Annotated in this window: 16 protein-coding genes and 1 riboswitch; of the genes, 8 read left to right on the forward strand and 8 right to left on the reverse strand. The window is 56.5% G+C overall.

The features are described 5' to 3' along the window. Positions 1-56: 56 nt before the first annotated feature. Positions 57-1,457, reverse strand: a complete 1,401-nt coding sequence (rhlE, locus tag MUU51_RS18955) for an ATP-dependent RNA helicase RhlE (protein ID WP_159773583.1) — start codon at positions 1,455-1,457, stop codon at positions 57-59. A 232-nt stretch (positions 1,458-1,689) separates the two neighbouring features. Here rhlE and cecR point away from each other — a divergent pair, with 232 nt between their 5' ends. From cecR to MUU51_RS18980, 5 genes are read left to right on the forward strand one after another with little or no spacing between them, the layout of a single operon-like run. Further along, positions 1,690-2,358: a transcriptional regulator CecR gene (gene cecR, locus MUU51_RS18960; protein WP_159773585.1), complete on the forward strand. Its 669-nt coding sequence runs from the start codon at positions 1,690-1,692 to the stop codon at positions 2,356-2,358. Positions 2,359-2,362: 4 nt separating this feature from the next. Further along, entirely contained in the window at positions 2,363-3,358 is a 996-nt protein-coding gene (gene hlyD, locus MUU51_RS18965) for a secretion protein HlyD (protein ID WP_258968363.1), read from the forward strand. Then, complete coding sequence (locus tag MUU51_RS18970) at positions 3,351-5,090, forward strand: ATP-binding cassette domain-containing protein (protein ID WP_159773589.1); 1,740 nt, start codon at positions 3,351-3,353, stop codon at positions 5,088-5,090. The genes hlyD and MUU51_RS18970 overlap by 8 nt, the downstream gene beginning before the upstream one ends. Further along, complete coding sequence (locus MUU51_RS18975; protein ID WP_258968364.1) at positions 5,080-6,213, forward strand: ABC transporter permease; 1,134 nt, start codon at positions 5,080-5,082, stop codon at positions 6,211-6,213. Before MUU51_RS18970 ends, MUU51_RS18975 begins: the two co-directional genes overlap by 11 nt. 9 nt (positions 6,214-6,222) lie before the next feature. Further along, positions 6,223-7,329: an ABC transporter permease gene (locus MUU51_RS18980; protein WP_159773593.1), complete on the forward strand. Its 1,107-nt coding sequence runs from the start codon at positions 6,223-6,225 to the stop codon at positions 7,327-7,329. Positions 7,330-7,362: 33 nt separating this feature from the next. On the opposite strand, the gene MUU51_RS18985 is transcribed toward MUU51_RS18980, so the two are convergent. Next, a complete protein-coding gene (locus MUU51_RS18985) occupies positions 7,363-7,764 on the reverse strand; it encodes a YbhQ family protein (protein ID WP_159773595.1) in 402 nt (133 codons plus the stop codon). 131 nt (positions 7,765-7,895) lie between these two features. Here MUU51_RS18985 and MUU51_RS18990 point away from each other — a divergent pair, with 131 nt between their 5' ends. The 3 genes from MUU51_RS18990 to MUU51_RS19000 are packed head-to-tail and all read left to right on the forward strand — an operon-like array spanning position 7,896 to position 10,857. Continuing rightward, positions 7,896-8,657 (forward strand): endonuclease/exonuclease/phosphatase family protein, encoded by a 762-nt coding sequence (locus tag MUU51_RS18990; RefSeq protein ID WP_159773597.1) that lies wholly within the window; start codon positions 7,896-7,898, stop codon positions 8,655-8,657. After that, entirely contained in the window at positions 8,654-9,895 is a 1,242-nt protein-coding gene (clsB, locus tag MUU51_RS18995) for a cardiolipin synthase ClsB (protein WP_159773599.1), read from the forward strand. Before MUU51_RS18990 ends, clsB begins: the two co-directional genes overlap by 4 nt. After that, on the forward strand, positions 9,895-10,857 hold the full coding sequence (locus tag MUU51_RS19000; protein ID WP_258968365.1) for a lysylphosphatidylglycerol synthase domain-containing protein: 963 nt from the start codon (positions 9,895-9,897) through the stop codon (positions 10,855-10,857). Before clsB ends, MUU51_RS19000 begins: the two co-directional genes overlap by 1 nt. A 48-nt stretch (positions 10,858-10,905) precedes the next feature. Here MUU51_RS19000 and MUU51_RS19005 read toward each other — a convergent pair whose 3' ends face one another. The 6 genes from MUU51_RS19005 to moaA form a co-directional block, all read right to left on the reverse strand. Beyond that, complete coding sequence (locus MUU51_RS19005) at positions 10,906-11,610, reverse strand: Bax inhibitor-1/YccA family protein (RefSeq protein WP_258968366.1); 705 nt, start codon at positions 11,608-11,610, stop codon at positions 10,906-10,908. A gap of 78 nt (positions 11,611-11,688) precedes the next feature. Continuing rightward, positions 11,689-12,141: a molybdopterin synthase catalytic subunit MoaE gene (moaE, locus tag MUU51_RS19010; RefSeq protein ID WP_110510030.1), complete on the reverse strand. Its 453-nt coding sequence runs from the start codon at positions 12,139-12,141 to the stop codon at positions 11,689-11,691. 2 nt (positions 12,142-12,143) lie between these two features. Next, on the reverse strand, positions 12,144-12,389 hold the full coding sequence (gene moaD, locus MUU51_RS19015) for a molybdopterin synthase sulfur carrier subunit (RefSeq protein WP_159773605.1): 246 nt from the start codon (positions 12,387-12,389) through the stop codon (positions 12,144-12,146). Further along, a complete protein-coding gene (moaC, locus tag MUU51_RS19020; RefSeq protein ID WP_159773607.1) occupies positions 12,382-12,867 on the reverse strand; it encodes a cyclic pyranopterin monophosphate synthase MoaC in 486 nt (161 codons plus the stop codon). Before moaC ends, moaD begins: the two co-directional genes overlap by 8 nt. Positions 12,868-12,870: 3 nt before the next feature. After that, positions 12,871-13,383, reverse strand: coding sequence for a molybdenum cofactor biosynthesis protein B (moaB, locus tag MUU51_RS19025; protein ID WP_159773609.1), 513 nt, complete (start codon positions 13,381-13,383; stop codon positions 12,871-12,873). 33 nt (positions 13,384-13,416) lie between these two features. After that, positions 13,417-14,406 (reverse strand): GTP 3',8-cyclase MoaA, encoded by a 990-nt coding sequence (moaA, locus tag MUU51_RS19030; protein ID WP_159773611.1) that lies wholly within the window; start codon positions 14,404-14,406, stop codon positions 13,417-13,419. Further along, positions 14,392-14,523: riboswitch (molybdenum cofactor riboswitch) on the reverse strand. It overlaps the preceding gene by 15 nt. Between the last annotated feature and the right edge of the window lie 22 nt (positions 14,524-14,545).

Raw genomic sequence — 14,545 nt, forward strand, 5'->3', positions numbered from 1 at the left:
CGGGCTATGTTAGCCGCCTCACAGTGCCGTGACAATGTTGATATGCCTGAGAGCGATTACTGCGCGGCAGCAGGTTTGCGCGGACGACGACGACGCGCGGCGCCATCAGCGGCTTTGCGCGGCTGGTCACCTTCGCTACGACGCGACTGGCCGTTGCCGGAAGCCGGTTTATCACTGCGGCGAGCCTGACCGTTTCCGGCTGGTTTGTCGCTGCGACGCGCCTGACCACCGTCATTACGACGTGGCTGGCCCTGACTCTGACCACCGCGACCGCTACGGCCCTGACGACCGTTCTGAATCGGCTCCGCCTGGATGCTTGGGTCCACTTCGTAACCTTCAACGGCGATACGTGGGATCTCTTTCTTCAGCAAACGCTCGATATCACGCAGCAGTTTGTGTTCATCCACGCACACCAGCGACAGCGCTTCACCGGTGGCCGCAGCACGTCCGGTACGACCGATACGGTGCACGTAGTCTTCTGGCACGTTCGGCAGCTCGTAGTTCACGACGTGCGGCAGTTCTTCGATATCCAGACCACGGGCGGCGATGTCGGTTGCCACCAGCACGCGCAGATCGCCGGATTTGAAGTCAGCCAGTGCACGGGTACGCGCGCCCTGACTCTTGTTACCGTGAATGGCGGCGCTGCGAATGCCGTCTTTATTCAGCTGTTCAGCCAGGTGGTTCGCGCCGTGTTTGGTACGGGTAAACACCAGCACCTGTTTCCAGTCGCCTTCGCCGATCATCTGCGACAGCAGTTCCCGCTTGCGTTTCTTATCAACGAAATGCACGTGCTGGGTGATCTGCTCGGAAGCCGTGTTGCGACGCGCCACTTCAACTTCAAGCGGGTTATGCAGCAATTTGGACGCCAGACCTTTGATTTCATCAGAGAAGGTCGCGGAGAACAGCAGGTTTTGACGCTTTGGAGGCAGTTTCGCCAGCACGCGACGGATGTCGTGGATAAAGCCCATGTCCAGCATGCGGTCGGCTTCATCAAGGACTAAAATTTCGACTTTATCGAGGCTCACCGCGTTCTGGTGTTCGAGGTCAAGCAGACGACCTGGGGTCGCGACCAGCACGTCAACACCGCTGCGCAGTTTCATCATCTGTGGGTTGATGCTCACGCCGCCGAACACTACCAGCGAACGGATGTTCAGGTATTGGCTGTATTCACGCACGTTCTCGCCCACCTGAGCCGCCAGTTCGCGGGTTGGGGTAAGGATAAGTGCACGGACCGGACGACGGCCTTTAGCATGGGGTTCTTTCTGCGACAGCAGTTGCAGCAGCGGCAGAGTAAAGCCTGCGGTTTTACCGGTACCAGTTTGGGCACTGGCCATCAGATCGCGGCCCTGCAGCACGGCAGGAATAGCTTGTTGCTGGATAGGGGTTGGCTGACGATAACCCTGCTCTTCGACTGCGCGCAGGATCTCGGCGTTCAGGCCAAGGGTTTCAAAAGACATAACAACTCCGAACCGCCCCGACCATGACAGGTATCGTTTTCAGGGTGATAGTGATAATACGAAAAGACAAAAACGATAATGTCAGCAAGAGGCGGAGTGTAGCAGTTTTTGTGACGCACCGCATAAAATATCCCGCTTCTCTTGTCCCACGAAATAATTTACCGCCAGGAGTGGACGCGGTGAAAAATCAATCATAGTCTTAATCAATCGATTGATTAATTTTAGAGGCACCATGACTACCACGCCAATCACCAGCAAAGGCGAACAGGCCAAAAACCAGCTGATTGCCGCGGCGATCGCCCAGTTTGGCGAATATGGCTTGCATGCCACTACCCGTGATATCGCTTCACTGGCCGGACAAAATATTGCCGCGATCCCCTATTACTTCGGGTCGAAAGAGGATTTATACCTCGCCTGCGCCCAGTGGATTGCTGATTTTATCGGCGTCAATTTCCGCCCGCACGCCGAGGCCGCCGAAACGTTGCTGCACCAGCCCACGCCGGATCTCACCGCCATTCGCACGCTGATTCTGCAAGCGAGCAAAAATATTACCCTGCTGCTGACCCAGGATGAAACGGTCAACGTCAGTAAGTTTATTTCCCGCGAACAGCTTTCGCCCTCGCCTGCCTATCAGCTGATCCACGATCAGGTGATTGCCCCGCTGCACGGGTATTTGACGCGGCTTATCGCGGCGTATACCGGACGGGATCCGGCAGATACGCAGACCATTTTGCACACCCACGCGCTGCTCGGGGAAATTCTCGCCTTTCGTCTTGGTCGGGAGACCATCCTGCTGCGCACCGGCTGGACCCAGTTTGACGAACAAAAAGCGGAACTGATTTTTCAGGTCATTACCTGTCATATCGATCTCTTGCTAAACGGATTAACGCAAAGGAGCTGAAGTTATGAAGAAACCCATCGTCGTCATTCTGGCGGTCATCATTATCATCGCCGCAATTGCCGGAGGAACGCTCTGGTACCAGAGCCGACAGGACACCGGCCTGACGCTGTACGGTAACGTTGACATTCGCACCGTGAATATGAGCTTCCGCGTCGGCGGTCGTTTACAGGCGTTGCAGGTGGATGAAGGCGATGCGGTGCAGAAAGGACAAACGCTCGGCGAAATCGACCATGCCCCTTATCAAAATGCGCTGATGCAGGCCAAAGCCAACGTGGCGGCGGCCCAGGCGAAATACGATTTGCTGCTGGCTGGCTATCGCGATGAGGAAATCGCGCAGACCGCCGCGGCCGTGCGTCAGGCGCAGGCCGCCTACGACTATGCGCAGAACTTTTATCAGCGCCAGCAAGGGCTGTGGAAGAGTCGCACCATTTCTGCCAATGATTTAGAAAACGCCCGTTCGTCCCGCGATCAGGCCCAGGCTACGCTGAAATCCGCACAGGATAAGCTCAGTCAGTACCACGCCGGTAACCGTCCGCAGGAAATTGCCCAGGCGAAAGCCAGTCTTGAACAGGCCCAGGCACAGCTGGCGCAGTCACAGCTTGATTTGCAGGACACAACTCTGCTCGCACCGTCCGACGGCACTATTCTGACCCGTGCCGTGGAGCCGGGCAGTATGCTCAACGCGGGCAGCACCGTGCTGACGCTGTCGCTCACGCGTCCGGTGTGGGTGCGCGCGTATGTGGATGAAACCAATCTTACTCGCGCCAGACCTGGCCAGGAACTGCAACTGTATACCGACGGCCGCCCGGATAAGCCGTACCACGGTAAAATTGGCTTCGTTTCGCCGACCGCAGAGTTCACGCCGAAAACCGTCGAAACGCCGGACCTGCGGACTGACCTGGTGTATCGCCTGCGTATTATCGTGACGGATGCCGACGACGCGCTGCGCCAGGGGATGCCCGTCACCGTGAAATTCCCGGAGGGAAATACGCATGAGTGAAGCGGGGATCAAGCTCGACGGGCTTATCAAACGCTTCGCTGGCATGGATAAGCCTGCGGTCGCGCGGCTGGACTGCACCATTCAATCCGGGTACGTCACTGGGCTGGTGGGCCCCGACGGAGCCGGAAAAACCACGCTGATGCGGATGCTGGCCGGGTTGTTAAAACCCGATGAAGGCCAGATAAGCGTGATTGGCTACGATCCTATTCACGACAACAGCGCCCTGCACGCGGTGCTCGGCTATATGCCGCAGAAATTTGGTCTGTATGAAGACCTCACGGTGATGGAAAACCTGACGCTATACGCCGATTTGCGCAGCGTTACCGGCGAGGTACGGGAAAAAACCTTTGCCCGGCTGCTGGAATTCACCTCGCTCGGCCCGTTCACCGGACGTCTGGCGGGCAAGCTCTCGGGCGGAATGAAGCAAAAATTAGGCCTGGCCTGTACGCTGGTTGGCGAACCGAAAGTGTTGCTGCTGGATGAGCCCGGCGTCGGCGTTGACCCTATTTCACGCCGCGAACTGTGGCAGATGGTGCACGAACTGGCGGGCGACGGGATGCTGATTCTGTGGAGCACTTCGTATCTCGACGAAGCAGAACAGTGTCGCGACGTGCTGCTGATGAACGAAGGCGAGCTGCTGTATCAGGGCGAACCGAAAGCGCTGACCGACACCATGCGCGGGCGCAGTTTCCTGATGAACAGCCCGGCGGAGAATAACCGTAAGCTGTTGCAACGGACGCTGAAGCTGCCACAGGTCAGCGACGGCATGATTCAGGGCCGTTCAGTGCGCGTTATCCTCACCAAAGATGCCAATGCCGACGTTATCCGCTCGGCAGACGGAATGCCTGAAATCGAGATTAACGAAACCGCCCCGCGTTTTGAGGATGCATTTATCGATTTGCTCGGCGGCGCGGGCACCTCCGAATCCCCGCTGGCGGCGATCCTGCACACCGTGGACGGCACGCCGGGCGAAACGGTGATTGAGGCCAAAGCGCTGACCAAAAAATTTGGTGATTTCGCGGCTACCGACCACGTGGATTTTGCCGTCAAACGCGGCGAGATTTTCGGCCTGCTCGGCCCCAACGGCGCGGGCAAATCGACGACCTTTAAAATGATGTGCGGCCTGCTGGTACCCACCTCCGGCAAAGCGCTGGTGCTGGATATGGATTTGAAAGTCAGCTCCGGCAAAGCCCGCCAGCATCTGGGCTATATGGCGCAGAAATTCTCACTGTACGGCAACCTGACGGTGGTACAAAACCTACGCTTCTTCTCCGGGGTGTACGGTCTGCGTGGCAAAGCGCAGGCTGAAAAAATAGAACGCATGAGCGACGCCTTTGGCCTGAAAAGTATTGGTGACCACGCCACCGACGATTTGCCGCTCGGCTATAAACAGCGCCTGGCACTGGCCTGCTCGCTGATGCACGAGCCGGATATTCTGTTTCTCGACGAACCCACTTCCGGCGTCGACCCGATCACCCGCCGCGAATTCTGGCTGCACATCAACAGCATGGTGGAAAAAGGCGTCACGGTGATGGTCACCACCCACTTTATGGATGAAGCAGAATACTGCGACCGCATCGGGCTGGTGTATCGCGGTAAGCTGATTGCCAGCGGTACGCCGGATGACCTCAAGGCCCAGGCCGCCGATGCCGAAACGGCAGACCCGACCATGGAGCAGGCGTTCATCACCCTGATTAACGACTGGGATAAGGAGCATCACGATGTCCGGTAGCGTTCTGTCCTGGCGGCGCGTGCGGGCGCTGTGCGTGAAAGAGACACGGCAAATCATCCGCGACCCCAGCAGCTGGCTTATCGCAGTGGTTATCCCGCTGATGTTGCTGTTTATTTTCGGCTACGGGATTAACCTCGATTCCAGCAAGCTGCGGGTGGGCATTTTGCTGGAACAGCAAAGCGAAGAGGCGCTGGATTTCGCCCACGCGATGACCGGCTCGCCGTATATCGACGCCACAATCAGCGACAACCGCCAGGATCTGATTCAGAAAATGCAGGCCGGGCGCATTCGTGGCTTAGTGGTTATCCCCATGAACTTCGCCGCGCAGATGGCACGTGAAGGCGATACCGCGCCGGTGCAGGTGATAACCGACGGCAGCGAACCGAACACCGCCAACTTCGTACAGGGTTATGTGCAGGGCATCTGGCAAATCTGGCAGATGCAACGGGCGGAAGATCGGGGTGAAAAATTTGAACCGCTGATAGAGGTGCAGATGCGCTACTGGTTTAACCCGGCAGCCATCAGTCAGCACTTCATCATTCCAGGGGCGATCACCATTATTATGACGGTGATCGGCGCGATCCTGACCTCGCTTGTCGTCGCCCGTGAATGGGAGCGCGGCACCATGGAAGCGCTGCTGTCGACGGAAGTGACCCGCGCTGAGCTGCTGCTGTGCAAACTGATCCCCTACTATTTCCTCGGCATGCTGGCGATGGGGCTGTGCATGCTGGTATCGGTGTTCATCATGGACGTGCCGTTCCGCGGTTCGCTGCTGGTGCTGTTTTTCATCACCAGCCTGTTTTTGCTGAGCACGCTCGGCATGGGCCTGCTGATTTCGACCATCACTCGCAACCAGTTTAACGCCGCCCAGGTGGCGCTCAACGCCGCGTTTCTGCCGTCGATTATGCTGTCCGGGTTTATTTTCCAGATAGACAGCATGCCCGCCGCCATCCGCGCGGTGACCTATGTGATTCCTGCACGCTATTTCGTCAGCACGCTGCAAAGCCTGTTCCTCGCCGGAAATATTCCGGTGGTGCTGTTCATCAATACGCTGTTTTTGATTGCCTCGGCGGTAATGTTTATCGGCCTGACGTGGCTGAAAACCAAGCGTCGGCTGGACTAAGGATACGTTATGTTTCATCGACTATGGACATTGATTCGCAAAGAGCTGCAATCGCTGCTGCGTGAGCCACAAACCCGGGCGATCCTTATTGCGCCAGTGCTGATTCAGGTGCTGCTGTTCCCGTTCGCCGCCACGCTGGAGGTGACCAACGCCACCATCGCCATTTACAACGAAGACAGCGGTAAACATGCGGTGGAGCTGACCCAGCGTTTCGCCCGTGCCAAAGCATTTACACACGTCTTACTGCTGCACAGCCCGCAGGAAATTCAGCCGACTATCGACACGCAGAAAGCGCTGCTGCTGGTGCGCTTCCCGACAGATTTTTCGCGCAATATCGACAGCGGACACAGCGCCCCGATGCAGCTGCTGCTCGACGGACGTAACTCCAACAGTGCGCAGATTGCAGCGAATTATTTGCAGCGCATCGTTGAGGATTATCAGCAGGAGCTGATCGACGGGAAGCCGAAACCGAACAACAGCGAACTGGTAGTGCGCAATTGGTACAACCCGAATCTGGATTACAAATGGTTCGTGGTGCCGTCACTGATTGCGATGATTACCACCATCGGGGTGATGATTGTGACCTCGCTGTCTGTTGCCCGCGAGCGCGAACAGGGTACGCTCGATCAGCTGCTGGTCTCCCCGCTCGCCACCTGGCAGATCTTCGTCGGCAAAGCGGTCCCGGCGCTGATTGTCGCGACATTCCAGGCCAGTATCGTGCTGGCGGTCGGGATTTTCGCCTATCACATTCCGTTCTCCGGATCGCTGGTGCTGTTTTACTTCACGATGCTGATTTACGGGCTGTCACTGGTAGGATTTGGTTTGCTGATTTCGTCGCTGTGCGAGACGCAGCAGCAGGCTTTTATCGGGGTGTTTGTGTTTATGATGCCGGCGATTTTGCTCTCGGGCTACGTGTCACCAGTGGAGAATATGCCGGTATGGCTCCAGGATGTGACATGGATTAACCCAATTCGTCACTTTACGGATATTACCAAGCAGATTTATCTGAAGGACGCCAGCTTCGATATTGTCTGGCAAAGCCTGTGGCCGCTATTGGTGATAGCGACCACGACCGGGTCGGTGGCGTACTGGGCGTTCAGGCGCAACGTTGCGTAAGGGATGTCACGCGTGGGCGGCGATTACGCCGCCTTAGTGCCAGCGGAAGGTTTTAGGTGACCGCTTTTTCTCTTTAATCAGTAAGGAAAGCAGCGCAGGTCCGGCAAGGATCACAACGGCCGCCAGGCCCAGCAGCAAATGGTTTTGCACCACGCGGGACAACAGCCACAGCACAATCACCGCCGCGCCAAAGTACCAGGTGGTGGTGAGCTCTTCGAGGAAATCACCAATGTCGCGCCAGCGCTCTTCGTGGTGGCGTTGCAGGAAAAGCATCAGGACAACCGTCACGGCATAAAGCGCACACAGCCCCAGTCCTACCCGGACTAGCGTGCCGCTCATCCATCCCATTACCAGAACTGCAACAACCAGCAAATGCGAAATAATCTGCCAGCAGCTCAGGCCAGTTACGACACGAATTTGTTGTTGCCACTTCATGTCTTGTCTCCAGAAGCATATTCAACTGTTAATTAGAGTACCGGACTTTACGGAAAATTCCGTAACACCGCACCTTTTTGTGACGGCTACTACACTATTTCATTCAGGACAGTGATACGGACAGGAGAAATATGAATCAACCGTCGCGACATTTTTCATTGAAAATTTTGACTATCAACACGCACAAAGGTTTTACCGCGTTCAATCGCCGCTTCATTTTGCCCGAGCTCCGCGATGCGGTGCGGGCCGTCGGAGCCGATATCGTCTGCCTGCAAGAAGTGCTTGGGGCGCACGATGCCTGGTCACTTCGCGTCGAAAACTGGCCGAATACCAGCCACTACGAGTTTCTCGCCGATACGCTGTGGAGCGATTATGCCTACGGTCGCAACGCGGTGTACCCGGAAGGCCATCACGGAAATGCGGTGCTGTCACGCTTTCCGATTGAGCATTATGAAAACCGCGACATTTCGGTCGGGGAAAGTGAAAAACGCGGGCTGTTGTACTGCCGTATTGTTCCGCCGGAACTGGCGACGCCGGTTCACGTCATCTGCGTACATCTGGGGCTGCGTGAAGCCCACCGCCAGGCACAATTAACGATGCTGAGCGACTGGGTGAACAGCCTGCCCGCAAACGAGCCAGTCGTGGTGGCCGGAGATTTTAACGACTGGCGCCAGCGGGCCAACAAACCGCTACAACAGCAGGCCGGACTCGAGGAAATTTTCACCGCCGCAAATGGACGCCCGGTGCGCACTTTTCCGGTGAGCTTTCCGCTGCTGCCGCTGGACCGGATCTACGTCAAAAATGCCCAGACGAGCCACCCGGCGGTGCTCCCGCTTCGGGAGTGGCGACACCTTTCCGATCATGCGCCGCTCAGCGCGGAGATCCACTTATGAAATGCGGCTGGCGTGAAGGCAATCAAATTCAGCTGCTGGAAAATGGCGACCAGTTTTATCCGGCCGTTTTCAGCGCGATTGAGAATGCTGAAAGCAAAATCATTCTCGAAACCTTTATCTGGTTTGAAGATAGCATCGGCTGGCAGCTGCACGAAGTATTGCTCAACGCCGCCCGGCGCGGGGTAAATATTGAAGTGCTGCTCGACGGCTACGGTTCGCCGGACCTCAGTGATAAGTTTGTGAGCGAACTGACCATGGCGGGCGTGGTGTTCCGTTATTACGATCCGCGCCCTCGCCTGTTTGGCATGCGCACCAATCTTTTCCGACGGATGCACCGCAAAATTGTAGTGGTGGACGCCGTGGTGGCGTTCGTTGGCGGGATTAACTACTCCGCAGAACACATGACCAATTATGGCCCGGAAGCCAAACAGGATTACGCAGTGCGCGTGGAAGGCCCGGTAGTGGAAGACATTCTGCAATTCGAGCTTGAGAATCTGCCCGGCAATGCCGAAGCCCAACGCTTCTGGCGTCGCCGTCATCGTCCGGAAGAAAACCGCACGCCCGGTGAAGCGCAAACGCTGTTTGTCTGGCGCGACAATAATGAACATCGCGATGACATTGAACGTCACTACCTGAAAATGCTGGCCAATGCGCGTCGGGAAGTGATCATCGCCAACGCCTACTTTTTCCCTGGTTATCGGCTGCTGCATGCGATGCGTAATGCCGCGCGGCGAGGAGTGCGGGTCAAACTGGTGGTTCAGGGCGAGCCGGATATGCCGATTGTGAAAGTCGGTGCGCGGCTGCTGTACCGCTATCTGTTAAAAGGCGGCGTGCAGATTTTTGAATATCAGCGTCGCCCGCTGCACGGAAAAGTGGCGCTGATGGATGACCATTGGGCGACGGTAGGCTCCAGCAATCTTGACCCGTTGAGCCTGTCGCTGAATCTGGAAGCCAACCTTATCGTTCACGACCGGGCGTTTAACCAGACGCTGCGCGACAATCTCAGCGACATTATTGCGCAAGACTGTCGGCAGGTGGACAGCTCGATGGTGCCCAAACGCAGCTGGTGGAATCTCAGTAAAAGCGTACTGGCGTTCCACTTTCTGCGCCATTTCCCGGCGATGGTCGGCTGGCTGCCCGCCCATACCCCGAAGCTGGCGCAGGTCAGTCCGCCGGTGCAAAACACGCTCGAAACCCAGGATCGCATCGACCCTGAGAATCCGGGAGTGAAACCCTGATGAGCCACTCTCACCCTCGCTGGCATCTGGCGAAAAAAATCCTGACGTGGCTGTTCTTTATTGCGGTTGCGGTACTGCTGGTGGTGTATGCGCAGAAGGTCGACTGGCAGGAGGTGTGGAGCGTCATTCGCGACTACAACCGCACCGCCCTGCTCAGCGCCGTTGGGCTGGTTGTCGTCAGTTATCTGCTGTACGGCTGTTACGACTTGCTCGGCCGGGCGTACTGTGGACACCGGCTGGCAAAGCGCCAGGTGATGCTGGTATCGTTCATTTGCTACGCCTTTAATCTGACGCTCAGCACCTGGGTCGGCGGCATCGGCATGCGCTATCGGCTCTATTCGCGACTTGGACTGCCGGGCAGCACCATCACCCGTATTTTCTCACTCAGCATTACCACCAACTGGCTCGGCTATATCCTGCTCGGCGGGGTCATTTTTACTGTTGGGGTAGTCGATTTGCCCGCGCACTGGTACATCCGCGATACCACGCTGCGGATTATCGGCGGCGTGTTGTTGCTGATGATTGCGGTCTATCTCTGGGCCTGTGCATTTGCCAAGCGCCGCCATATGACCATCAAAGGGCAAAAACTGGTGCTGCCGTCGTGGCGATTTGCTCTGCTGCAGATGTTGATTTCCAGCGCTAACTGGATGGCAATGGGCGCGATTATCTGGCTGCTGCTCGGTCAACAGGTGAACTACTTCTTTGTACTGGGCGTGCTGCTGGTGAGCAGTATCGCCGGGGTTATTGTGCATATTCCGGCAGGTATTGGCGTACTGGAGGCCGTATTTATCGCGCTGCTGGCCGGGGAACATGCCTCTCAGGGCACGATCATCGCCGCACTGCTGGCGTACAGGGTGCTCTATTTCTTTATTCCGTTGGCGCTCGCGACGGTGGGATATTTGTTGCTGGAGAGCCGGGCGAAGAAGCTAAAGGCGAAAAATCAGAAGGCGATGGTGGAGTAAAACACAGGAGGAGGCCCGGCAAGCATATGCGCCGCCGGGCATCACAAATTAACGGCGATTGCCCATGATGCGCAGCAGCATCAGGAACAGGTTGATGAAGTCGAGATACAGCGTCAGCGCACCCAGGATCGCGTATTTACGCAGGTTGCTGCTGTCGTTGGTATCAATCTGCTCACCAATCGCTTTCAGTTTTTGGGTGTCGTACGCCGTCAGACCCACAAACACCACCACACCGATATAGGTCACGGCCCACATCAGCGGCGTGCTCTTCAACCAGATGTTTACCAACGACGCCAGAACGATACCAATCAGCGCCATAAACAGCATTTTGCCCATGCCGGTCAGGTCACGTTTGGTGGTGTAACCGTACAAGCTCATTCCGCCGAACATCCCTGCCGTCACAATAAAGGTGCTGGCAATCGAGCTGTAAGTGTAGGCGATGAAAATACTGGAAAGCGTGAGTCCGATTAACGCCGAATAGAGCATAAACAGCGTGGTCGCCATACCCGCGCTCAGGCGCTGAACCATGCCGGAAAGCACAAATACCAGGCCCAGTTGAGCGATGATCAGCCCAAAGAACGTGATTTTGCTGGAGAAGACAAACATCATCACTGCCGGGGTGTTGGCTGCAAACCACGCAACGAACGCCGTCAGCAGCAGCCCACAGGTCATCCAGCCGTAAACCTGCGCCATGTAGGTCTGTACGCCAGAACGCGACTGCACAATTGAATTGGGACGCGAGTATCGGTCCATGATGAAACCCTCAGATTAAAGGTGTGTGTTCATTAAGCGTATCACAAGCGCAATACACGCATGTCCTAAAAACAGGCATTACCAGCGCTTTGCCGCTTCCTGGTCGCTTTCTCGGGACTCGACCCAGCGCTCGCCTTCCGGCGTGGCTTCGCGTTTCCAGAACGGGGCGCGAGTTTTCAGATAATCCATGATGAATTCGCCTGCGGCAAACGCGCTGCCGCGGTGCACGCTGGTGACGCCGACAAAGACAATTTCTTCGCCCGGCCACATTTCGCCGATGCGATGAATGACCGACACGCGTCCTAACCGCCAGCGCCCGCGAGCCTCTTCAACGATTTCAGCCAGCGCTTTTTCGGTCATGCCCGGATAGTGTTCCAGTGTTAATGCGCTGACGCTGTCGCCGAGATTATGATTACGGACTTTACCGGTGAAGGTCACTACCGCGCCGTCTTCATCGCGCTCGGCAAGCCAGGCGTATTCGGTGCCGACGTTAAAGCGCGCAGTTTCAACGCGAATTAAAGTTTCGCTCATGATTAGCCTCCCGTTACTGGCGGGAAGAACGCCACTTCATCCCCGTCAGTGAGCGGATGATCGGCGCTCACCAGCGTCTGATTGACCGCCGTCAGCAGTTTGCCCTCTTCCAGCGCCAGCGCCCAACGAGAACCCTGTGCCGCTAACTGCTGACGCAGTTGTTCCACGGTTTGCGCATCGGTATTCAGCGTCAGACCGTCGGTGCCCACCAGCTCGCGAACCTGGGCGAAAAATAAAATTTTAATCATTAGCGTCAGCCCTGAAATCACCGGATTTGCCGCCGCTTTTCGCCAGCAGGCGCAGCGGACCAATCACCATGTCCTTTTGTACCGCTTTGCACATATCGTAGATGGTCAGCGCGGCGACCGAGGCGGCCGTCAGCGCTTCCATTTCAACACCGGTTTTACCGGTCAGGCGGCACAGCGATTCGATACGCACCCGGTTATGTTCCGGCTGCGCCTGTAAATTGACTTCCACTTTGCTGAGCATCAGCGGATGACACAGCGGGATTAAATCCCAGGTGCGTTTAGCCGCCTGAATACCGGCGATACGTGCGGTGGCGAAGACATCACCTTTGTGATGACTGCCATCGATAATCATCGCCAGGGTTTCCGGTAACATGGTGACAAAGGCTTCAGCGCGCGCTTCGCGAACCGTCTCCGCTTTGGCAGACACGTCCACCATATGGGCTTCACCGGCGGCGTTAATGTGCGTCAGTTGAGACATGGCTTATTTCTTCAAATGTGGGTGGAAATTACACGGACGGGTGCGCGCATCAAGCTGCGGCGCAATGATATTTTCCCATGCGGTGCGGCACGCCTTGGTCGAGCCGGGCATGGCAAAAATCAGCGTATCGTTGGCCATCCCGGCGACGGCGCGGGATTGCAGCGTGGAGGTACCAATTTCTTCAAACGACAGCATACGGAACACTTCACCAAAGCCCTGGATTTCACGGTCAAACAGCGGCAGCAGCGCTTCAGGCACCTGATCGCCATCGGTAAATCCGGTTCCGCCGTTAATCAACACCACCTGTACACCGTCGCTGGCAATCCAGGCGGAAACCTGCGCGCGAATAGCGTAGCGGTTCTCTTTGACAATGGTTTTTTCGACGAGAATGTGGCCCGCTTCGTGCGCGCTGTCGCGCAAATAATGGCCGGACGTATCGTCCTCTTCGCCGCGACGGCTGGAGACGGTCAGAATAGCAATACGGGTCGGGATAAATTCAGCACTCACCTGACTCATGATAAACCTCCTTATTCAGTATTCAGTTACGGCTTAGCCGCCGATATATGAGAGATTCTGAGTAATGCCGGTCTGGCCCTGATGCAGGAAATGGGTTTGTTTTTTCTGGGCCAGGGCCGCAGAAATACGCGCTTCAAGTTCCGGCTGCTGGGCATCTTCGGCAAGCAAATCACGGAGATCGACCCCGCCATCACCAAACAGGCACAGGTGTAGTTTTCCTGTGGAGGAGACGCGCAGCCGGTTGCAACTGGCGCAGAAGTCTTTTTCATACGGCATGATGAGCCCAATCTCCCCGGCGTAATCGGGGTGACAAAAGACCTGTGCCGGGCCGTCGCTACGGCTGCGAATCTGATGGATCCAACCGCGTTTGAGCAGTTCATCGCGCAGGACCATGCCGGAAATGTGGTGTTTGCGGAACAACTCGCTGCCTTCACCGGTTTCCATTAGCTCGATGAAACGCAGTTGAATAGGACGAGGTTGGATCCAGGCCAGGAAGGTGTCGAGCTGGTGATGATTGACGTCGCGCATCAGCACGGTATTGACCTTCACTTTGGCAAAACCAGCGGCAAAGGCGGCATCGATGCCGTCCATCACCTGCTGAAATTTATCCTGACCGGTGATGGCGTGAAACTGGCGGGCGTCGAGGCTGTCGACGCTGACGTTAACGTGGGTCAGTCCCGCGTCGCGCCATTGTTGCGCATCACGAGCCAGGCGATAACCGTTGGTGGTGACTGCAATCTGGCGGATAGCGTCGTTTTCACGCACGGTAGAAATGATGTCGGTAAAGTCACGACGCAGAGAAGGTTCGCCGCCGGTCAGGCGCACTTTTTCGGTGCCCATGGCAGAAAACGCCCGGGTCACGCGGCGCACTTCATCGACGGAAAGAAAGCCGTTGTTACTGACGGGCCCCGGCTTGTAGCCATCGGGCAGGCAGTAGGTGCAGCGGAAATTGCACACGTCGGTAATCGACAAACGCAAATAGTAGAACTTGCGTGCGAATGCATCGGTAAGTTGTGGGGCCATACACCTTTCCAAATACGGGAGGCACAGTCATTTCTTTCTGTACCCTGGTGACATCGTCACGGCCAGAACACCTTATCTACAGACTTAGGCGCAAGGGCTAGAGTGTAGCTTCTGATTTTCAGAAGCGGGTTATGCCGAT

Source organism: Scandinavium manionii (genome assembly GCF_024764775.1).
GTDB classification, from domain to species: Bacteria; Pseudomonadota; Gammaproteobacteria; order Enterobacterales; family Enterobacteriaceae; genus Scandinavium; species Scandinavium manionii.

Excerpts from the sequence above, each read along its gene's own strand:
- moaE (WP_110510030.1), bottom strand. The coding sequence starts at position 12,141 with ATGAGCGAAACTTTAATTCGCGTTGAAACTGCGCGCTTTAACGTCGGC.
- hlyD (WP_258968363.1), top strand. The coding sequence starts at position 2,363 with ATGAAGAAACCCATCGTCGTCATTCTGGCGGTCATCATTATCATCGCC.
- MUU51_RS18990 (WP_159773597.1), top strand. The coding sequence starts at position 7,896 with ATGAATCAACCGTCGCGACATTTTTCATTGAAAATTTTGACTATCAAC.
- MUU51_RS18970 (WP_159773589.1), top strand. The coding sequence starts at position 3,351 with ATGAGTGAAGCGGGGATCAAGCTCGACGGGCTTATCAAACGCTTCGCT.
- cecR (WP_159773585.1), top strand. The coding sequence starts at position 1,690 with ATGACTACCACGCCAATCACCAGCAAAGGCGAACAGGCCAAAAACCAG.
- clsB (WP_159773599.1), top strand. The coding sequence starts at position 8,654 with ATGAAATGCGGCTGGCGTGAAGGCAATCAAATTCAGCTGCTGGAAAAT.
- moaA (WP_159773611.1), bottom strand. The coding sequence starts at position 14,406 with ATGGCCCCACAACTTACCGATGCATTCGCACGCAAGTTCTACTATTTG.
- moaD (WP_159773605.1), bottom strand. The coding sequence starts at position 12,389 with ATGATTAAAATTTTATTTTTCGCCCAGGTTCGCGAGCTGGTGGGCACC.
- moaB (WP_159773609.1), bottom strand. The coding sequence starts at position 13,383 with ATGAGTCAGGTGAGTGCTGAATTTATCCCGACCCGTATTGCTATTCTG.
- rhlE (WP_159773583.1), bottom strand. The coding sequence starts at position 1,457 with ATGTCTTTTGAAACCCTTGGCCTGAACGCCGAGATCCTGCGCGCAGTC.
- MUU51_RS18985 (WP_159773595.1), bottom strand. The coding sequence starts at position 7,764 with ATGAAGTGGCAACAACAAATTCGTGTCGTAACTGGCCTGAGCTGCTGG.
- MUU51_RS18975 (WP_258968364.1), top strand. The coding sequence starts at position 5,080 with ATGTCCGGTAGCGTTCTGTCCTGGCGGCGCGTGCGGGCGCTGTGCGTG.
- MUU51_RS19005 (WP_258968366.1), bottom strand. The coding sequence starts at position 11,610 with ATGGACCGATACTCGCGTCCCAATTCAATTGTGCAGTCGCGTTCTGGC.
- MUU51_RS18980 (WP_159773593.1), top strand. The coding sequence starts at position 6,223 with ATGTTTCATCGACTATGGACATTGATTCGCAAAGAGCTGCAATCGCTG.
- MUU51_RS19000 (WP_258968365.1), top strand. The coding sequence starts at position 9,895 with ATGAGCCACTCTCACCCTCGCTGGCATCTGGCGAAAAAAATCCTGACG.
- moaC (WP_159773607.1), bottom strand. The coding sequence starts at position 12,867 with ATGTCTCAACTGACGCACATTAACGCCGCCGGTGAAGCCCATATGGTG.